Below are 20,957 nucleotides of genomic sequence, written 5' to 3'. Positions count from 1 at the left end.
TACCCTTCAACAAATAAAAAAAGGCTTAAGCCTCATTACTGATTCTTAAGCAATATTTTTACTGAATTTACCAATTCATCTTTACTTACTTCAATTGTTTCTCCAGTACTTCTGATCTTCAATTCAACTATACCATCAGCAGCCTTCTTACCAACTGTAATTCTGATAGGCATACCCATAAGATCTGAATCTGCGAATTTAACACCAGGACGTTCTTTACGATCATCAAGTAGAACATCGTATCCTTCGTCTTGTAATAATTCAACAATTTCATCACTTAACTTACCTTGAACATCATTGTTGTACTTAATAGGAACAACATGCACTTGATATGGAGCTAATGCAACTGGCCAAATAATACCGTTCTCATCGTTATGTTGTTCAATAATTGCTGACAACAGACGTGAAATACCAATTCCATAACAACCCATGATCAATGGATTGGACTTACCATTTTCATCCAAGAAGTTTGCACCAAGTGCCTTTGAGAACTTAGTACCAAGTTTGAAAATATGTCCGATTTCAATACCACGAGTAAACTTGATCGTGCCATGTCCATCTGGTGACATTTCTCCCTCTTTAACAACACGGAAGTCTCTAAACGTTGGTGTTTCATCTGTAATATCTTCAAAGTTAGCATTGATCAGATGTTTGTCAGCTTGATTAGGACCAACAACAAAGTTAGTTAATCCTTCAAGTGAACTATCAAATAATACTTGAACATCATCAGCAACACCCTTTGGTCCGATGAATCCTGGAACACTCTTAAAGATATTTACAACTTCTTCAGGGGTAGCTTCATTTAAAAAGTCTACTCCTAAGTAGTTCTTAACTTTAACGTCATTAACTTCATAATCTCCACGAATCATTACTAATACAGGCTTTTCATCAGCCATATATGCAACAGCCTTCATGATTGTTGAAGATTCGACCTTCAACAATGAAGCCAAGGTATCAATAGTATGAACATCTGGAGTATCAACTAATTCAGCTGTCTTGTGTTCTGCTTGTGGGTTATCTGGCAACTTACTTGCAGCCATTTCCAAGTTAGCAGAATAATCACTACCATCTGAATAAGCAATAGTATCTTCACCAATATCAGCAATGGCAGAGAATTCCTTAGAATCTGTTCCACCCATGGCACCAGCATCACCGATAATTGAGCGATAGTCTAATCCACAAAGATCAAAAATGTTTCTATATAGTTGTTCCATTTGATTAAAAATAACATCAAGTTGATCTTTATTTGCTGTAAATGAATATGCATCATACATATCGAATTCTCTACCACGTAATAGACCATAACGTGGACGATCTTCATCACGATATTTCATTTGCATTTGATACAAAATAATAGGAAGCTTCTTGTAACTATTTAAACTTTCTTTAACAACACTTGTAAATGTTTCTTCATGAGTAGGTCCTAAAATGAATTCTCTATCATGACGGTCATTAACCTTAAACAATGTTTGTCCATAAGGTTCATAACGACCACTGGCTTTCCATAAGTCAGCTGGAATAATGGCAGGCATGCGCATTTCAGCGGCATCGATCTTGTCATTTTCTTTACGGATCATATCTTCAATTTTACGAATTACAGACCATGCTAATGGTAAGTAACTGTAAATACCAGCAGAAACCTGTCTTACATAGCCAGCTCTCAACATCAACTGATGACTAATAGCCTCAGCATCTGAAGGAGTTTGCTTCAATGTTGGAATATACAGTTTTGATTGTTTCAAATTTTTATCCCCCTATTTTATGAAGAAACGTTGGATATCATTCCACGTTACAGCAACCATCAAAAGAACCAAAATGCCGACCCCAATTAATGTTATGACATTTTCGTATTCTTCCGGTAGTGGCTTTCTTCTTATTGCTTCAACAATATTCAACAAAATCTTACCACCATCAAGTGCCGGAATTGGAATTAAATTAACTATTCCCAAATTCATTGAAAGCATTGACATGAATAAGACGATACTCAACAATCCTTGCGAGGATACTTGAGACGTCATTGAATAAATACCAACTGGACCAGATAATTGATTAATACTAAATCCGCCAGTTACCATTTTACCTAATACGTGAAGAATTTGTACGGTTGTTTGCCAACTATACGTAAAACCAAATTTAATCTTAGCGCCTAAACTATAATCTCGTTTTTGAATAATACCAATTTGACCATATTTTTGACCAGAGGATTTAATTGTCTTCGGAATTAGTTTAACAGTTGAAACTTTATTTCCAGACTTCACTTTAAGTGTTATCTTCTTGCCTGGATTTTTTTGAATATTTTCTGACAAAGTTGTCCAAGAACTAGTTTTGTGATCATTTACTTCTAGAATTGTGTCATTTGCTTTTAATCCCGCCCTTGCAGCAGCACTACCACTCTGGATCTCACCAAGTTGATTAGATCCACTTCCAACTCCATTCATCATGAATGCAGCCAAAATAGCACAAACAATCGCCAATATAAAATTATTAAATGGTCCAGCAAAATTAGTGATCATACGCTTCCAAACAGATACTGATTGTAATTGGACATCTCGAGGTGCAATTTGTACCTCTGTACCGTCTTCTTCAACAATCGTTGCATCATGATCTACTGAGTAAGTTTTAATTTCTGATTCATCACCATTTTCGTATCCTTCAATAGTTAAATCATCAATCAAATCCGACTTAGATATTTGAACTGGAACACCATTAGGATCATACACCTTACTGGATGTAATAATTTTAACAACTTTTCTTGCGTCATTTAAAACCAAAGAGGCCATAGTACCAGGCTGAATATCAGAATCGTCTTCTTGTGCACCGGCCATTCTGACATAACCACCTAGTGGCAATAGTCTCAATGTGTAAGTAGTACTATTTTTACGGTAAGCAAAAATTTTAGGACCCATTCCGACAGAAAATTCACGAACTAAGATTCCAGATTTTTTTGCAGCATAGTAATGTCCAAACTCATGAACAATTACCAATATTCCAAAAACAATGATAAACGTTATTATCGCGGTCATTTTAACCTCCACGAATCGCCTAAACTAGGCCAAAAATGTGTAACAAAGGTAAGACAATTAACATACTGTCAAATCTGTCCAAAATTCCACCATGACCCGGTAAAATATTTCCAGAATCCTTTACTTTATAGAATCTCTTATAAGCTGATTCAATTAAATCTCCAAGTTGCCCGAATGCTGAAAGAACAAATGAAATCATGAGCATAGTGGTTAATGAATATGCCTGTGGTACAAAGTATACATAGATACCTGATAATACCAAGGCTGATACAACACCACCAATTGTACCTTCCCATGTCTTGTTAGGACTGATTGCAGGCCACAACTTATGTTTACCAATCTTACGACCGAATTGATAAGCAAATATATCTGTTGACCAAACAACTATTAAGGCATACATAAGCAATGCAAATCCGCCAGAAGAATTTCTAACAGAAGCCAGATAATGGAATCCGGTACCGATATAAATCATTGATACCACAGATACACCAACATCTTCAAAGTTAAATTTGTTCTTCGAAAATACGGTGATCAATAGCAATAACACGGCAAAAACGTAGAATACGTCTAAACGTGTGAAGCTATCTGGTAACCAACCCTTATAAAAGTTCAGTGGAACTGCAATAGCTAATGTTCCTAAAATTGTAATCAAAAAATCCATTGAAACAATAATTCTTTTTCGCATAATGTATATTTCAAATATACCAATTGATGCTAATACTGCCGCAGCAATTTCAAGCCAAACTCCACCAGCCAGCAGAATTGGAATGAAGATTGCCAATGCAATGACAGCCGTTATTACACGTTGTTTCATATTCTTCCCCCAAATTAAATCGCACCGAAGCGACGATCACGGTCATTATAAATTTTAATATCCTCAGCCAAATTATCCGCTGTAAAATCAGGCCAGTATGTTTTATCGAATACCATCTCTGAATATGCTAATTGCCATAATAAGAAATTAGAAATTCGTTCTTCACCACTAGTTCTGATCAACAAATCAGGATCAGCCAAACTTCCCAAAGGACTAGTTAAGAGTTGATCTGCGAATAATTTATCGTCGATGTCGTCTGGACTAATTGAACCATCAACTGCTTGTTTTGCCAAATTTTTTGCTGCATTAACAATTTCAGCACGTCCACCATAATTGAATGCAAAGTTCAATACCATACCGGTATTGTCCTTCGTGTCATCCATGGCCTTAAAGACAACTTTCTTTGTCTTATCAGGTAAATGTTCGGTAAAACCAGTCACTAATACTTTGATATTTTCTTTAATTAAATCTGGCATAAATGTTCCAAAAAAGTCAACAGGTAAGCGCATAAGGAAGTTGACTTCCTTACTAGGTCTACTCCAATTTTCAGTTGAAAATGCATAAAGGCTAAGAACTTTAACCCCCATGTGGCTTGCAGAAGTAGCTATCCGTTTGACATTGTTCATACCTTCTTTATGTCCAGCAATACGAGGTTGACCACTACGTTTGGCCCATCTACCATTACCATCCATAATAATTGCGATATGTTCTGGAACCCTTAAGTCAGAGCTTAAGTTACTATTTTTAGTCTCTGTCATAAATCATTACTCCAAAGGTTACCCTTCAGTGATTTCCTTTTCTTTGGCTGCTGCAATTTCATTAATATCTGCAACTGCTTTATCAGTAACTTTTTGTACTTGTTTTTCTAAGTCATGCAAGTCGTCTTCAGTAATATCACTGTTCTTTTGTTGTTTCTTAATATCATCCATGGCATCACGTCTGACATTACGAACAGCAATACGTGTTTCTTCAGCTTCTTTACCAACTTGTTTGGCGATTTCTTGACGACGTTCACCAGTAAGTTGTGGGATAACCAATCTAATAACATTACCGTCATTAGCAGGGTTCAAGCCCAAATCAGAAGAATTGATTGAATGTTCAATTGCATCCAAAGATGATTTGTCATAAGGAGTAATCAATAAAACACGAGCTTCAGGAATGTTGATTGAAGCAACTTGATTCAATGGGACGTCTGTTCCATAATATTCAACTTTAACATTGCTCAAAATTGAGGCATTTGCCTTACCAGCACGAATATTAGCCAATTCTTTTCTCAAAACATCAATTGACTTAGTCATGTTCTCTTGAGCTTTAGAAATTGCACTATTAGTCATTACTACCACCCTTTATGATTGTTCCAATGTTTTCACCTTGAACAACCTTTTTAATATTTTCTGGTTCATTTAGATTGAACACAACCAATGGAATGTTGTTATCCATTGATAATGAAGAAGCAGTTGAGTCCATTACACCAAGGTTCTTATTGATAATATCAAGTTGTGATAACTCATCATATTTCTTAGCATTTGGATCCTTCTTAGGATCTGCTGAATAAACACCATCTACATTATTCTTAGCCATCAAAATTACATCAGCTTCTATTTCAGCAGCACGTAATACTGAAGTTGTATCTGTTGAGAAGTATGGATTACCAGTACCACCAGCAAAAATAACTACACGACCCTTTTCAAGATGTCTTACAGCCTTTCTTCTAATGTAAGGCTCTGCAACCTGTCTCATTTCAATTGAAGTCTGTACACGTGTTGGAACATCCAATTGTTCCAAACCATCTTGTAAAGCTAAACCGTTCATTACAGTGGCCATCATACCCATATAGTCAGCTTGTGCACGGTCCATTCCCATTTCAGCACCTGTTTCACCACGCCAGATGTTACCACCACCACAGACGATAGCAATTTGTACTCCAAGATCATGAACACTCTTGATCTGTTCAGCAATCTTTTTGATAACTGGAGGATTAATTCCAAATCCTTTTTCACCAGCTAATGCTTCACCGGAAACTTTTAATATAATTCTTTTATACTTGATATCAGGCATAAGTACTCTCCTTTAATTTTGCTACTAAACATTTTAACATAATCGTATACCATAGATTGTAATAATAGTTAATTTTACACAAAATTTGGTGCAAATTATCCTATATACAAGAAAAGATCGTTTAATTCAAATGAATTAAGCGATCCCCTCTAAAAAAATTAATAACTATTTGATTTGGTTCATAACTTCATCAACAAAGTTATCTTGAGCTTTTTCGATACCTTCGCCGACTTCAAAACGAACGTAAGATACAAGTGAGCTCTTCTTTGATTCAACATATTGTTGAACAGTCATATCTGAATCCTTAACAAACTCTTGATCAGCCAAACTAATTTCTGACAAGTATTTGTTTAGACGGCCTTCAACGATTCTTGGAATAATCTTTTCTGGCTTGCCTTCAGCTTTTGTTTCTTCAGTAAATACTTTCTTTTCGTGTTCCAAAACATCTGCAGGAACAGCATCACGGTTAAGGTATGTTGGGTTGATAGCAGCAACGTGCATAGCAACGTCCTTAGCAGCATCATTATCTGAACCATCAAGAACAGTAAGTGCAGCAATCAAACCACCATTGTGTAGGTATGAACCGAACACTTGTGAATCACTCTTTTCAACGATTTGGAAACGTCTCAAAGTGATCTTCTCACCAATAACAGCTGTCAAACCAGTGATAGCGTCGTTGATTGTTTCGTCACCAGCTTTAAGTGCCAATGCCTCGTCCATAGTCTTTGGTTCACCTTCAACAAGTGCTTTACCGATCTTAGCAACAAGATCTTTGAACTTATCATTTGATGAAACAAAGTCAGTTTCTGAGTTTACTTCGTAGATAGCAGCTTTGTTGCCATCAATAACGATCTCTGCTAAACCTTCAGCAGCAATACGACCATTCTTCTTGGCAGCCTTAGCAATACCTTTTTCACGAAGTTCGTCGATAGCCTTTTGCATATCACCATCAGCAGCAACCAATGCTTTTTTAGCATCCATCATACCAACGCTTGTCTTATCACGTAATTCTTTAACTTGAGCAGCAGTAATTTTAGCCATGAAATATCCTCCAGTCGTATAAATAAAGCCATCTTACTCAGATGACTCTATTCATAACTATTTTAATTTTTAGTTTTCGTTACCATTATCAGTAGATTCAGCAACATCTTCGATTGATTTGTCATCTGATGCAGCTTTGTCATCTTTAGCAAAATCATCAGCAGCAACTGATTCTTCACCTTGTTTACCTTCAACGATAGCATCAGCCATCTTAGAAACAATTAGGCGAACGGCACGGATAGCATCATCATTTGAAGGGATGATAACATCAATGTCATCAGGGTCTGTATTAGTATCAACCATAGCTACGATAGGAATGTTAAGCTTCTTAGCTTCGTTAACAGCAATGTTTTCCTTGTGAGGGTCAACAATGAACATAACATCAGGGATTCTTGGCATATCTTCGATACCACCAAGGAACTTCTCTAACTTAGCTTGTTGTTTTGTAAGCAAAGCAACTTCTTTCTTAGGAAGACGTTCGAAAGTACCGTCTTCTGCCATTGCTTTGATATCCTTTAATCTCTTAATACGTTTTTGGATAGTGTTCCAGTTAGTCAAAGTACCACCTAACCAACGGTGGTTAACGTAGTATTGACCAGCACGTGTAGCTTCTTCTTCAATAGCATCTTGTGCTTGTTTCTTAGTACCAACAAATAAGAAGATACCATCATCACCGGCAACAGCCTTCATATAGTTGTAGGCATCGTCGATCATGCGAACTGTTTTTTGTAAATCGATGATATAAATACCATTTCTTTGTGTAAAGATAAATGGCTTCATCTTAGGGTTCCAACGTCTTGTTTGGTGTCCAAAATGTACACCGGCTTCAAGTAGTTGTTTCATAGAAATAACTGACATAAAAAATTCCTCCTGGTTTTTACCTCCACTTAAGTCGTGTTCAATTGAGACGCGTTAGCGCACCAACAATTGAATCGTTAAGTGTGTGTATTCAATACAAGAAAATATTATAAGGGAATATCTCTACGAAATCAAGAAATCGCGCCAATTAATTCCCATACTTTGCAAAAAAGATTCTTTTTTTGCCCGACTATACTTTTTCAATTCAATCTCACGTCGCAACGCTTCGGACTTATCATGAAGATTTTCAAAGTACATCAGTTTAACGGGACGACGAGTCTTAGTATACTTTGCTCCCTTTCCTGCATTGTGTGTTGCGACTCTCTTTTCAACATCATTGCTTGTTCCAATGTAAAAAGTTTTATCGGAGCACAATAAAATATAAACGTAATAATCACTATAATCCTTCAATTATCTTTTTTGCCTCCGAACTTAGTTGATCTCCGTTATACATAACAAGATCTGGTTCAACTACCAACGATGCAGTTTTCACTGTTTTGATTGCATCAACCAATACTAAGTTAGCATTATCATCATTGTGCGACCGAACGAACTTAATTCGCTTAGGCTGTATTTTTTGTTCTGACATAACATTGAATAGTTCACTCAATCTATCTGGACGATACACAATGTATGCATGAGAATTTTCCTTGAGCAAAACTTTTATACTATAAATAACTTCACTCAAATCCGTTTTAATTTCGTGTCGTGCAATCGCCAATACCGGGTTATTTTTTATGTGTGTCGATTCTTTTGAAGTAAAATAAGGTGGATTGCAAACAATCATATCGATAGAATCATGATGAAGATGCCTCTGAACATTTTTTATACCATCATTGATACTTGTAACCTGATCAGTCAAATCATTGTCTAAGATGCTAGTTTCCGCTAAATGTGACAATTCCTTTTGTAGCTCAACAAGATAAATATGTGCTTTAGTTTTAGATGCTAAGCTTAATCCAATCGCACCGTTACCAGAGCACAAGTCAACTATTTTTCCTTTTTTTACAACTTTGGCAAAATTATACAGTAGAATAGTATCTAGGTTAAATGAATATAAATCTTTATTTTGATTAATCGTAATTCCACTATTGGAAATTACATCTTTGTAAATATTAGACATATGACACCTGCTTTATGGTATTTTAATAAAGTGAAAATTATTTTGGGGAGAATGATAATTAATGTTTTATAAATTTATCCGTGTCGTTGCTCGCTTCATAGTATGGGTATTAAACGGCAGATACAAAATAGTGGGTAAAGAAAACTTACCCGACAAACCCTTCATCATCGTTGCTCCACATAGGAATTGGTGGGAGCCAGTTTTCTTTGCGTTAGCAATTGCTCCACGTGAAGCAACTTTTATGGCAAAAATCGAATTATTTAAGAATCCCATTCTCAGATATATTCTAGTTCATTCACATGCATTTCCAGTTGATAGAAAACATCCCGGACCATCTGTAATCAAGACTCCTGTTAAGGCTCTTAAAAAGAAAGGACAAGTTTTGATTATGTTCCCATCAGGAACAAGATATTCCGAAGATCTCAAAGGTGGAGCATCTTTGATTGCTAAATTGTCAAAAGCACCACTGGTTCCCTTCGTATATCAAGGGCCATTGACTTTCGGTGGATTACTCAAGCATAAGCAAATAACAATTGGCGTGGGTCCAGAAATCGATTTTGACTTCAAAGCAAAATTGGATGAGAAACAAACTAAACAAGTTAATGATGATATGGAAATAGCTTGGAATCAAATAGATAAGAAAATTGATCCAGACTTCAAATATATTCCACCCGTTAAAAAGAAATAACTAATAGATTATTACACGAAAAAAGATGGTTGTGAACTTAATGTTCACAGCCATCTTTTAATTTAAATAGAATTTTTACCGATATCTTTACGATAAAAAACGTTCTCTGTATTTAATTTTTTAAATTCTGAATATAATTTTTCCTGTGCATCAATCAATGAATCAGCATGATCACTTAATAAATATAAGCGACCACCATTGCTGTATAATGACTCGTTTTGCTGAACCACACTAGCAAAATTTAATCTGCAATCAACATTTTCAAACGATTCTACCGTTCCCAAATCACTGTTGAGTATAGGTTTCTCAGGATATCCTTTACTAGAAACAAATACTCCTAAGTTGATGCCATCATCGTCCCATTCAATTTCTGGATCATCATCATTCAAAATTGAAAAGATAACTTCAGACAGATTGTTTTTAAGCCTAGGTAAAACAACCTCAGTTTCCGGATCGCCAAATCTAACATTAAATTCAATAACCTTTATTCCGTTAATAGTCTTAATTAAACCAGCGTAGAGAATACCGGTATATCTAATATTTTCTTCGGCTAATGTTTCAACAAACGGCTTGATAACCTTATCGACTGCCAATTGATATGTAGAGTCCGAAATATTTTGAACTGGACAAACCGCGCCCATACCACCAGTGTTAGGACCTTCATCATTCTCACAAAGTTTTTTATAATCCTGAGCAATAGGCATCGGATAATACTTGCCATTATTTACAAAAGCCATCAGAGAAAATTCTTCTCCATCCAAAAACTCTTCAATAACAACTTTATCAGTTTCAAATTTATGATCCTTTAATAAATTTGAAATTATTTTGTGTCCTTCAGAAAAGTCATGCACTATATAAACACCTTTACCACTAGCCAGACCATCAGCCTTTACAACAATTGGGTAATTTGTTTCTTTACTCTTCAAGAATTTGTTTGCCTCATTATAATCAAAGAATTCTTGATAATTGGCAGTTGGTATATTGGCCAATTTCAGCAATTTCTTTGTAAATGATTTAGAACCCTCAATTTGAGCAGCATTTTTATTAGGACCAAATATTTTCAACCCGTGAGCTTCAAAAAAATCTACAATTCCTGCAACTAAGGGTGCTTCAGGACCAACAATTGTATAGGCAATATTCTCAGCGATCGCAAAATTTACTAATTCATCAAATGCCATTTCTTCTATAGGAACGGTGTTTATGCCTGAAAGTTTCATCCCATCATTTCCGGGAGCACAAAAAATATTGTTTTTAATAGAAGACATCGCATTACAAATTGCGTGTTCACGTGCGCCAGAACCAACTACTAAAATTTTCATCTGACACCTCACTAGTGTTTAAAATGACGTCTGCCAGTACAGATCATCGAAATTCCATATTTATTTGCCATATCGATTGAATCCTGATCATGGATTGAACCACCTGGTTGAATAATTGCCGTTACTCCATGTTCAGCAGCAAATTCAACACAATCATCCATTGGGAAGAACGCATCTGATGCCATTACCAATGGTAGGCGTTTGTCACCAGTTTCTTCCTGCTCAATTGAAATTTTTACAGAACCAATACGATTCATTTGCCCTGCTCCAACACCAAGAGTTTGATCCGTTGTTGAAATAATAATTGCATTACTTTTTACGTGTTTAACCACTTTTTGACCGAATAACAAGGCCTTGATTTCATCTTCAGTAGGTTGTTTTTCAGTTACAACTTCAAAATCATCAATACTATCAACTACTGTATCTCGTTCTTGAACTAATAACCCACCCATTACTGAAACATATTCATGTTTATCAGCATTTTTTGCTTCAGTAAAGTCCAAGGTTAGCAGACGTATATTCTTCTTTGATTCCAAGATTTCTAAAGCTTCGTCTGTAAAACTAGGGGCAATAACAATTTCTAGGAATATTTTGTGTAGTTCTTCTGCAACCTTTGCAGTAACTTCACGATTAAATGCAATGATTCCACCAAAAATGGAAATCTTATCTGCACTGTAAGCTTTTTGCCAAGCCTTATAAATACACTCATCATCCACACCAACACCACATGGATTCATATGTTTCAGAGCTGCAACACAAGGTTCCTCAAAGTCAGCAACAATTCTTAGTGCGGCATCAGCATCTTTAATATTATTGAATGATAATTCCTTACCATGCAATTGTTTAGCTGAAGCTATTGAATATTTTGAAGGTAACGAACTACGATAAAACGCTGCTTTTTGATGTGAATTTTCACCATATCTTAGAGGTTGTTGGAAATCATACGATAATGTCTCTACATCAGGGAATTCTTCACCGTTAAGTCTTGATAAATATCCGGCAATAATACTGTCATATTGTGCTGTATGTCTAAAAGCTTTTGCAGCCAACAATTGGCGATAATTAGCATCTCCATTATTGGCAATGTGAGCTAATACATCTTCATAATCTTTCTGATCAACAACAACATAGACACTTTGGTAATTCTTCGATGCAGAACGAATCATTGATGGACCACCAATATCAATCTGTTCAATTGCTTCAGGGGTAGTAACATCTGGTTTTGAAATTGTTTCTTTGAATGGATATAAATTAACACAAACCAAATCAATAGTATCAATGTCTAATTCTTTTAAAGTCTTCATGTGTTCTGGATTATCACGTTTAGCTAGTAATCCAGCATGTACCTTAGGGTGTAATGTTTTTACTCTACCATCAAGAATTTCTGGAAAACCAGTAACTTCATCAATTTCAATTACTGGAACATCACTTTCTTGTAACTTTCTATATGTTCCACCAGTTGAAATAATTTCGAATCCGTTTTTAATCAATCCTTGTGCAAATTCAACGACTCCAGTTTTATCAGAAACACTAATCAATGCCTTTTTCAAAATTATTATTCTCGCTTTCGTTTTTAATTAAATCAAGAATTACTTTAAGGTACATTTTGTGCTCGTTTTCATGAACTCTCTGTTCCAAAGTATCAACAGTATCAGAACTCAAAATTGGTACTACTTCCTGTAAAATCACCGGACCAGTATCAACACCTTCATCAATATAATGAATTGTTACTCCAGTCTGATCATCTCCAGAATCAAAAGCACGTTCAATAGCATTTAATCCCGAAAACTTTGGTAATAGTGATGGGTGAATATTGATTATTTTGTTGGGGTATCTACTCAATAGAACATTTGTTACAACTCTCATATATCCTGCTAAAAAAATATAATCAAGATCAAGAGGTTCCAGTTTATCGACAATTCTCTGCTCATAATCTTCTCTAGTTGGAAAATCATTTAAATCATTAATAAATACTGGAATATCCAGCTTCTGTGCTTTAGAAATAACTGGTGCACCTGGTTTATCACAAACCAACACTTTTATATCTAAGCCAGCATTAGCCAACTGTTCAGATTGAGCTATCGCCTCAAAATTTGTTCCATTACCTGAAGCAAAAATTGCTACTTTCATTATTCAACCCCCAACAATTCAACAGGTTCGTCTGTACGTTCAATAATTTTTCCAATGCTATATGCTTGTTTCGTCTTGCCATTTAGAATTGACAATACCTCTTGTTCAACATCTGGTGAAACAGCAAGCACCAGGCCTAATCCCATATTGAAAATATGGTACATATCCGCCTTCGACAGATTTCCATATTTTTGAAGCGCATCAAATATTTCTGGCATCTTCCAATTTTGAACGTCTATCTGTGCAGCAATTTTATCAGTGAACATTCTTGGCACGTTCTCAAAGAATCCACCACCAGTAATATGGGAAATTCCATGAACCAAGTTTTTCTCTAGAAGTGGCAATATCTCATCGGAATAAATTCTAGTTGGTTCTAATAAATAGTCACCTAGATTTCCATGCGTTAATTCTGGCAACTGAGAATCCATTTTAAAATTATTATCTTTAAAAAAGATTTTTCGAACCAACGAATAACCATTTGAATGTAAACCGCTAGAAGCAATCCCGATTAGAGAATCTCCAGTTTTGACATTACTTGCCTGTAAAACCTGGCTCTTTTCTGCAATTCCTACAGAAAAACCAGCTATATCGTAGCTAATTTCGGAATAGACATCCGGCATTTCAGCTGTTTCTCCACCGATAAGATCAGCACCAGCCTGATGGCATCCCTCAATGACACCTTTCAGAATTTGCTCTACTTTACCATCAACTTTTCCGGTTGAAATATAATCTAGAAAATATAACGGTTTGGCTCCTTGAGCGAGAATATCATTTACACACATTGCTACACAATCAATACCAATAGTATCCAATTTATTATTTTCAAGCGTCAAAAGCAGCTTAGTTCCAACACCATCATTACTAGATATCAAAACCGGCTGCTTGTAGCCCTCTGGTATTTCATACATTCCACCAAAGTTTCCAATATTATCGGAATTACTGGAAATATTGTTTTTCACAAATTTTGATATTTTGTATCCAGATTCAACATTTACACCGGCGTCCTTATATGGATTCGACATTATATCCTCCTTTAAGCGTCAGTTTCTGCATAATCGTACAAATATGCTGGATAGTTCCCGTCAAAATATGACAGATCCAGGCCTGGGTCTTCACCTTCTGTTTTCAGTCCAATGGCATCGATTAACCCATCTTCACTTAAGAACTTCAATGAATCAGCATCAAACATTTGACGCATTTCTTCTACCGTCTTATGTGAAGCCAATAACTCACTCTTCTTTTGAATATCAATTCCGAAGAAACAAGGGAACTTAAACTGTGGTGAAGCAATTCTAAGATGAACTTCCTTAGCTCCAGCTTCTCGAAGCATATTAACGATATAGGCACAAGTTGTTCCACGAACGATTGAATCATCCACTAGAATCACTCTCTTGCCTTCTACCACACCTTTAACAGCTGCTAACTTCTGACGAACGGACTTTTCTCGAAGTTCTTGTGTTGGTTGAATGAACTCTCTTCCCATATATTGATTCTTGATAAGCCCCATCTCATATGGCAATCCACTCTCCTCAGCATATCCACTGGCTGCGGATAACGAAGAGTTTGGAACACCAACAACAATATCACCGTCAACTGGTTCCTCTTGAGCTAAATTACGTCCCATACGTTTACGTGCAGTATGAACATTGACTCCTAAGAGATTTGAGTCAGCTCTAGCGAAATATACAAATTCCATCGAGCAAAATGCTAATTTAGTGTTTTCAGTCCAATGATCAATTTTCATGCCTGCATCAGAAATAGTAATTAATTCACCAGGCAATACATCACGAACAAATTCCGCTTTAACAGCATCTAAAGCACAAGTCTCACTAGCAACTACATAAGCACCATTTTCCATTTTTCCAATAGATAAAGGTCGGAATCCATTGCTATCTAGAGCAACAATCATGGAATCCTTAGTTAGTAATAAATATGCAAATCCACCTTGAATCTTGTTCAATGCATCTTTGATTTTATCGATTTGCTTATTTTCTTTCGAAATCTTAATCAAATGCATCAAAACTTCAGAATCTGAACTTGATTTAAAGATATGTCCCTTATCTTCTAATTCCTTTTTCAAGGTAATCGAATTTGTGAGATTCCCATTATGTGCTAAAGCAAACTGATCATCAGTGAAATCGAAAACAAGTGGTTGTACATTTTCAATTCTGTTTTCACCTGCTGTTGAGTACCTGACATGTCCAATTGCAGCATTTCCAGTCAGATCATACAAACGTTGCTTGTCATCAAAGACTTGGGACAATAATCCCAAATTACGATAGCTATGAAGCTTACCATTATCATTTGTAACAATCCCTGCGCCTTCTTGACCACGGTGTTGCAAACTGTGAAGCCCTAAATATGTTAAATAATTTGCATTTTCAGCACCCCAGACACCAAAAACACCACATTCTTCATGTAAACTGCTTATTTCATTAAACATGGTATTGCCTCTTTCCAGCTATTAAGCGCCTCGTTTAATTCCAAATCTAATTCACCATCTCTTGCCTTAACAGTAAAGATCGAATCATTAGTTACAAAGCCTAAACATTCGAAGTTATTACCAAACAATGATTCAATTTGGTTCTTGTTTTTACTATCCACAGTTATCAAATATCTAGACTGTGTTTCTGAAAACATTTCAACCGTTGAAATGTTGGTTTGAATATTGAAACCTAATTTATTTTCAAAGGCTGATTCTGAAAGTGCAACTGCAAGTCCACCTTCTGATAAATCATGACAGCTTTTGAGTAATCCTTGTTTAATAGCACTTAAAATTAAGTTTTGATTCTTCTTTTCAATGTCCAAATCAATATCATTTAAGGCTCCTTCAACTTTTCCAAGTTGAAGATTTTGAATTTCAGAACCATTGAAATCACTACTTGTCGAACCTAAAACGTAAATCAAATCTCCAGAATTCTTGAAACAAGAAGTTGTAATATGATCAATATTTTCAATCAAACCAACCATTCCAATCATGGGACTTGGATAAATTGCTTCTTTATTGAATTCGTTATAGAGTGAAACATTTCCAGAAATAACTGGCACATCAAATTTTCGACATACGTCAGCAATCCCTTGAACGCTTCGTTCTAATTCCCAGAATATTTCAGGATCTTCCGGATTACCATAGTTTAGACAATCAGTAATACCAACTGGAATCCCACCAGATGAAACAATATTTCTAGCAGCTTCCAATACTGTGATCTGTCCGCCAATATATGGATCAACATAGACATATCTAGAATTACTATCGTTAGTAGATGTAATTGCCTTTCGTGTACCACGTATTCTGACAACTCCTGCATCTGAACCAGGTTTTACAACAGTATTACTCTTTACCTGTGCATCATATGTTTGATATAAATACGCTTTTGAAGCAATTGTCGGACTTGATAGAACTGACAACCATGTATCTCTGAATGATTCCATCTCAGGAATATATTGTTCTTTACTCTCAATGATTCGCTCAGGCATAATTCCTTGATGATCATATTCAGGAACATCTTCAACCAAACTATCTACTGGAATGTCTACTACAAGTTCGTCATTATGATAAATTCTGTATTGCTTATCAGAAGTGACCTTTCCAATTACAACCGCATCCAAATTGTAGCTTTCAAAGAATCCTAATACTTGTTTTTTAAATTCTGGCTTAATACACAGAACCATACGTTCTTGCGATTCAGAAAGCATCATTTCATAAGCACTCATATTCGTCTCACGTTGCGGAACATTGTCCAAATTCAGCATCAAGCCACTATCTGCCTTAGATGCCATTTCAGCAGTTGACGAAACTAATCCTGCTGCTCCCATATCTTGAACACCAAGAATCCATTCAGAATGTTCATGAATAATTTCTACACAAGCATCCATTAATAGTTTTTCCATAAATGGATTCCCAACTTGAACTGCTGAACGTTGCTTTTTCTTCTTATTTGAGAATTCGTCTGAAGCAAAAGTTGCTCCATGAATACCATCTCTACCTGTTTTGGCACCAACATAAACAATCAGATTATCATTTCCACTTGCCTGACCATGTTTAAATTGTGTGTTGTCCAATAATCCAATACACATGGCATTAACTAATGGATTCTTCTCATAACATTTCTCAAATGCTATTTCTCCACCAATCGTAGGAATACCAATACAATTTCCGTATCCACCAATACCGGCGACAACCTCTTTAACTAGATGCTTTGTTTGATCATTATCAATCGGACCAAACTTCAAACTATTAAGTAACGCAATTGGTGTTGCTCCCATCGAAAAAATATCCCTGATTATACCGCCGACACCTGTCGCTGCACCTTGATATGGTTCAACAGCTGACGGATGATTGTGACTTTCAGCTTTGAAAACAACCGCTTGATTATCACCAATATCAATAATTCCGGCATCTTCACCAGGACCAGCCAATACTCTTGAACTATCATTTGGAAGTTTTCTCAAAACCTTTTTGGAGTTTTTATAAGAACAGTGTTCACTCCACATAACGGAGAATAGCCCTGTCTCAGTATAATTGGGCAAACGACCAAGAATTTTTTCACTGATCAATTCATATTCGGAGTCACTTAGTCCCCATGATCTATAAATTTTTTCTTCTTGCACTTGCTTTGGAGTGGGCTCAATCATTTATAGCTGCACCTCATCTTTTTGTTTTTTTACCATTGATTGGAATAATTTAAGTCCGTCATCAGAACCTAAAATAGTTTCAATTGCACGCTCGGGGTGAGGCATCATCCCTAGTACATTTTTTTGTTTATTGGTAATTCCAGCGATCTCTTCGATACTGCCGTTTACATCATGTGTATATTTAAAAACAATTTGATGATTGTCTTTCAACATCTGCAAAGTTTCATCATCACAATAATATCTACCCTCACCATGAGCAATGGGAACGGTTATTTGTTCGTTCAATTCATATTCACTTGTAAATTGCGTTTGATTATTCTCAACAATCAACTGTACATCTTCACAAATAAATCTATTTTGGCGATTATTGGTAAGAGTTCCCGGTAATAGACCAATCTCAGTTAAAATTTGGAATCCATTGCATATTCCCAAAACTGGTTTACCTAATTCAGCTAATCTCTTTACTTCATTAATTATCGGAGCGTGACTTGCAATAGCACCACTTCTCAGATAGTCACCATACGAAAATCCTCCGGGAATCAAAATCCCATCAAATCCATCAAGTGATGTTTCTTTGTAACTAACTAGTTCGACCTGTTCGTTTACACCATCCTTAATGGCATAATACAAATCCATATCACAGTTTGAACCGGGAAAAACTATAACAGCAAATTTCATTAGTTATCCTCCACAATTTCGTATCGATAACTTTCAATATTGGGGTTTGCTAATAAATCGTCACAAATGGAATCAATATCGTTTTCGAAATCGTCAGTTCTCTTATCAAACTTAATTTCAAAATATTTACCCATTCTTACATCCAACACATTTTTGTAACCCATACTATGAGTAGCATCCTTAATAGTTTCACCTTGAACATCAACAACAGAATCCTTTAAAGTAACATAAACTTTTGCAAGTAACATAGCTCTCTCCTATTCAGCAATTATTCTTTCTAATACTTTTTCGTAAGTGTCGACTAAATCACCTTTTTGCTGTCTAAAAATATCCTTATCCAGCGAATTGTGACTAGTTTGATCCCATAAACGACAATTATCTGGTGAAAATTCATCAACCAAAATAATTTTGTCGTCGATACGTCCAAACTCTAATTTGAAATCAATCAAATCTAGATTGGCTTTACTAAAAAATGGAATTAATAATTTATTGATTTTCAATGTCTGTTGTTTGACAAAATCAATCTCAGACTGTGTCGCAATATGAAGTGACAAAACTTGTGAATCATTGATAAATGGATCGCCTAACTTATCACTCTTGAAATAAAATTCGATAACAGGTTCTTCGAGCGTTTCACCATCTATCAAATCAAATTTTTTAGCAAAACTTCCTGAAACACGATTTCTCAAAACAACTTCTAAAGGAATAACCTCTGTTTTTTTAATCAACTGTTCATGATCAGAAATATTTTGAATAACATGTGTTTCGATACCGTTATCAATCAAATAATCAAAAACTAAAGTTGAAATGCGACAGTTTAAAACACCTTTTCCAGGAATAATTTCTTTCCTTTTTCCATTAAAAGCAGTCGCTTGATCTTTGTACACGACCAATAATTCATTTTCATTCTCAGTTTTAAATAAATCCTTAGCTTTACCTGAATAAATTAAGTTGTTGTCCATAATTGCTCCTATATATCCCAGATTGGATTATTTTTAATTTCGTTAGCCGTTTTTTCAAGATCTTTAGTCAAAATTGTAATATGACCCATTTTTCGATTATGTTTTATTTCATCTTTACCATAGTCATGCAGGTACCATTCTGAATGATTGAACACATCATCCCTAACATTCTCCAAATGCTGTCCGAGGACATTGACCATGATTGCTGGTTTGAACTGTTCTACCTCTGGCATAGGTAAATTACAGATTCCCAAAATATGTGCATCGAACTGAGAAATATTACAAGATTCAATTGTTAAATGACCTGAATTATGTGGTCTTGGAGCAATTTCATTAACAAAAAGTTCGTCATCGTTTGAAATAAAAAATTCTACACACATTGTTCCAACCAATTCTAGTTTTTCAGAAATGCCTTCAGCAATTGAATGGATTCTTTTACTCATATCAGAACTGATTCTTGCTGGGCAAATACTCAAGTGAAGAATATTTTCTCGATGAATATTCTCGATTACCGGAAATAATGAAGTCTGCCCATCAATATTTCTCGAAATTATAACTGAAACTTCTTTTTTTAATGAAATGGTTTTTTCTAGAATACACTCACCCGTAGCAATCAAATTTTGAATCCCGATAACCTTTGTTGAATCAATTCTAATTTGTCCTTTGCCATCATAACCACCACGAATAGTTTTTAAAATCGAAGGTGCTTTAATTTCATCAATTGCTTTCGTAAAGTCTTCGATGCTATTGACAATGGCATGTGGAACAACTGGAAAGTTGTTTTCGGATAAAAAGTTCTTCTCAAGAATTCGGTTTTGCGTGACCGTCAATGCCTTTGTACCTTGAGGAACATGTGTATACTTTGAAACTTCATTAATGGTTTCAGCATCAACATTTTCAAATTCATATGTTAGAACATCAACTTTCTTAGCCAATTGAACCAACGAATCCAAATCGTCATACTCAGCAACAATTTGTTCATCTGAAACTTGCGCAGCTGAACAATTCTCTTGTGGATCTAAAATAATTACCTTATATCCTTTTTCTTTGGCAGATGCTGACATCATTTGTCCGAGTTGTCCCCCACCAATAATCCCAATTGTTGAACCGGATAAAATTTTATTACTCAAGATTCTTCCCACTTTCTACAGAGTTATCATGCATTTCAGCTTGATAACTGATCAGGTTTGCTTGGTATTCCTTGTTTTGCAATGCACATATCTTCGTAGCTAATATTGCAGCATTAGTGGCACCTGCATCTCCAATTGCAACTGTAGCAACCGGAACTCCACTAGGCATCTGTACTATTGAAAGTAATGAATCCAAACCATTAAGTGCTCTTGACTGAACGGGTACACCAATAACTGGGAGAACTGTCGAAGAAGCAATCATTCCCGGTAAATGAGCTGCTCCACCAGCACCAGCAATAATGACTTTAAAATCTCTTGAAAATGCCTGTGAGGCGAAGTCAAGCATCTCCTGAGGCATCCTGTGGGCAGAGATTACCTGCACATCATAACTAACTCCTAATTTTTTGAGCGTTTCAATGGTTTTATCCATTGTTTTCAAATCCGAGATTGATCCCATAACTATTGCAACGTCTTTCATCATTTGTTTACCCTTTCTTA

General features: G+C 35.7%; 22 protein-coding genes. 1 reads left to right on the top strand and 21 read right to left on the bottom strand.

Features of this window, described 5'->3' with window-relative positions; genetic code table 11:
* Window positions 1-35: 35 nt before the first annotated feature.
* The 10 genes from EKM66_RS02010 to EKM66_RS01965 form a co-directional block, all read right to left on the bottom strand.
* Window positions 36-1,742, bottom strand: a complete 1,707-nt coding sequence (locus EKM66_RS02010) for a proline--tRNA ligase (RefSeq protein ID WP_125761165.1) — start codon at window positions 1,740-1,742, stop codon at window positions 36-38.
* Window positions 1,743-1,754: 12 nt separating this feature from the next.
* The gene (gene rseP / locus EKM66_RS02005) at window positions 1,755-3,023 is read right to left on the bottom strand and encodes an RIP metalloprotease RseP (protein ID WP_125761163.1); all 1,269 of its coding nucleotides are present in this window, start codon (window positions 3,021-3,023) and stop codon (window positions 1,755-1,757) included.
* 19 nt (window positions 3,024-3,042) lie between these two features.
* Window positions 3,043-3,837 (bottom strand): phosphatidate cytidylyltransferase, encoded by a 795-nt coding sequence (locus EKM66_RS02000; protein WP_125761161.1) that lies wholly within the window; start codon window positions 3,835-3,837, stop codon window positions 3,043-3,045.
* Window positions 3,838-3,851: 14 nt separating this feature from the next.
* Window positions 3,852-4,595, bottom strand: a complete 744-nt coding sequence (locus tag EKM66_RS01995) for an isoprenyl transferase (protein WP_125761159.1) — start codon at window positions 4,593-4,595, stop codon at window positions 3,852-3,854.
* 18 nt (window positions 4,596-4,613) lie between these two features.
* Window positions 4,614-5,171, bottom strand: coding sequence for a ribosome recycling factor (frr, locus tag EKM66_RS01990; RefSeq protein ID WP_125761157.1), 558 nt, complete (start codon window positions 5,169-5,171; stop codon window positions 4,614-4,616).
* Window positions 5,164-5,895: a UMP kinase gene (gene pyrH, locus EKM66_RS01985; protein ID WP_125761155.1), complete on the bottom strand. Its 732-nt coding sequence runs from the start codon at window positions 5,893-5,895 to the stop codon at window positions 5,164-5,166. The genes frr and pyrH overlap by 8 nt, the downstream gene beginning before the upstream one ends.
* A gap of 165 nt (window positions 5,896-6,060) precedes the next feature.
* Window positions 6,061-6,936 carry a translation elongation factor Ts gene (gene tsf / locus EKM66_RS01980; RefSeq protein ID WP_125761153.1) on the bottom strand — a complete coding sequence of 292 codons (876 nt, stop codon included), beginning with the start codon at window positions 6,934-6,936 and terminating at the stop codon, window positions 6,061-6,063.
* A 69-nt stretch (window positions 6,937-7,005) separates the two neighbouring features.
* A complete protein-coding gene (rpsB, locus tag EKM66_RS01975) occupies window positions 7,006-7,794 on the bottom strand; it encodes a 30S ribosomal protein S2 (protein WP_125761150.1) in 789 nt (262 codons plus the stop codon).
* Window positions 7,795-7,917: 123 nt separating this feature from the next.
* Window positions 7,918-8,205 (bottom strand): GIY-YIG nuclease family protein, encoded by a 288-nt coding sequence (locus EKM66_RS01970; protein WP_125761148.1) that lies wholly within the window; start codon window positions 8,203-8,205, stop codon window positions 7,918-7,920.
* The gene (locus tag EKM66_RS01965) at window positions 8,192-8,917 is read right to left on the bottom strand and encodes a tRNA1(Val) (adenine(37)-N6)-methyltransferase (protein WP_125761146.1); all 726 of its coding nucleotides are present in this window, start codon (window positions 8,915-8,917) and stop codon (window positions 8,192-8,194) included. The genes EKM66_RS01970 and EKM66_RS01965 overlap by 14 nt, the downstream gene beginning before the upstream one ends.
* A gap of 61 nt (window positions 8,918-8,978) precedes the next feature.
* Here EKM66_RS01965 and EKM66_RS01960 point away from each other — a divergent pair, with 61 nt between their 5' ends.
* Window positions 8,979-9,605, top strand: a complete 627-nt coding sequence (locus tag EKM66_RS01960) for a lysophospholipid acyltransferase family protein (RefSeq protein ID WP_125761144.1) — start codon at window positions 8,979-8,981, stop codon at window positions 9,603-9,605.
* 62 nt (window positions 9,606-9,667) lie between these two features.
* On the opposite strand, the gene purD is transcribed toward EKM66_RS01960, so the two are convergent.
* Genes purD through purE form a run of 11 tightly spaced genes read right to left on the bottom strand, consistent with a single transcriptional unit; the run spans window position 9,668 to window position 20,940 of the window.
* Entirely contained in the window at window positions 9,668-10,924 is a 1,257-nt protein-coding gene (purD, locus tag EKM66_RS01955; protein ID WP_125761142.1) for a phosphoribosylamine--glycine ligase, read from the bottom strand.
* A gap of 11 nt (window positions 10,925-10,935) precedes the next feature.
* A complete protein-coding gene (gene purH, locus EKM66_RS01950; RefSeq protein WP_125761140.1) occupies window positions 10,936-12,474 on the bottom strand; it encodes a bifunctional phosphoribosylaminoimidazolecarboxamide formyltransferase/IMP cyclohydrolase in 1,539 nt (512 codons plus the stop codon).
* Window positions 12,455-13,054, bottom strand: a complete 600-nt coding sequence (gene purN, locus EKM66_RS01945; RefSeq protein WP_125761138.1) for a phosphoribosylglycinamide formyltransferase — start codon at window positions 13,052-13,054, stop codon at window positions 12,455-12,457. Before purN ends, purH begins: the two co-directional genes overlap by 20 nt.
* A complete protein-coding gene (purM, locus tag EKM66_RS01940) occupies window positions 13,054-14,076 on the bottom strand; it encodes a phosphoribosylformylglycinamidine cyclo-ligase (protein WP_125761136.1) in 1,023 nt (340 codons plus the stop codon). Before purM ends, purN begins: the two co-directional genes overlap by 1 nt.
* Before the next feature lie 11 nt (window positions 14,077-14,087).
* Entirely contained in the window at window positions 14,088-15,497 is a 1,410-nt protein-coding gene (gene purF / locus EKM66_RS01935) for an amidophosphoribosyltransferase (RefSeq protein WP_125761134.1), read from the bottom strand.
* Entirely contained in the window at window positions 15,482-17,689 is a 2,208-nt protein-coding gene (purL, locus tag EKM66_RS01930) for a phosphoribosylformylglycinamidine synthase subunit PurL (RefSeq protein WP_125761132.1), read from the bottom strand. The genes purF and purL overlap by 16 nt, the downstream gene beginning before the upstream one ends.
* Window positions 17,690-18,367, bottom strand: a complete 678-nt coding sequence (purQ, locus tag EKM66_RS01925; RefSeq protein WP_125761130.1) for a phosphoribosylformylglycinamidine synthase subunit PurQ — start codon at window positions 18,365-18,367, stop codon at window positions 17,690-17,692.
* The gene (purS, locus tag EKM66_RS01920) at window positions 18,367-18,615 is read right to left on the bottom strand and encodes a phosphoribosylformylglycinamidine synthase subunit PurS (protein WP_125761128.1); all 249 of its coding nucleotides are present in this window, start codon (window positions 18,613-18,615) and stop codon (window positions 18,367-18,369) included. Before purS ends, purQ begins: the two co-directional genes overlap by 1 nt.
* 9 nt (window positions 18,616-18,624) lie before the next feature.
* The gene (gene purC, locus EKM66_RS01915) at window positions 18,625-19,329 is read right to left on the bottom strand and encodes a phosphoribosylaminoimidazolesuccinocarboxamide synthase (RefSeq protein ID WP_125761126.1); all 705 of its coding nucleotides are present in this window, start codon (window positions 19,327-19,329) and stop codon (window positions 18,625-18,627) included.
* A gap of 8 nt (window positions 19,330-19,337) precedes the next feature.
* Window positions 19,338-20,459: a 5-(carboxyamino)imidazole ribonucleotide synthase gene (gene purK, locus EKM66_RS01910; RefSeq protein ID WP_125761124.1), complete on the bottom strand. Its 1,122-nt coding sequence runs from the start codon at window positions 20,457-20,459 to the stop codon at window positions 19,338-19,340.
* Window positions 20,452-20,940, bottom strand: a complete 489-nt coding sequence (purE, locus tag EKM66_RS01905) for a 5-(carboxyamino)imidazole ribonucleotide mutase (protein ID WP_164505008.1) — start codon at window positions 20,938-20,940, stop codon at window positions 20,452-20,454. The genes purK and purE overlap by 8 nt, the downstream gene beginning before the upstream one ends.
* Window positions 20,941-20,957 lie beyond the last annotated feature (17 nt).

The organism is Companilactobacillus hulinensis (genome assembly GCF_003946555.1).
In the GTDB taxonomy this organism is placed as follows: Bacteria; Bacillota; Bacilli; order Lactobacillales; family Lactobacillaceae; genus Companilactobacillus; species Companilactobacillus hulinensis.
The sequence above is the reverse complement of the archived record's forward strand: the minus strand, read 5'-3'. Positions and strand labels throughout refer to the sequence as shown.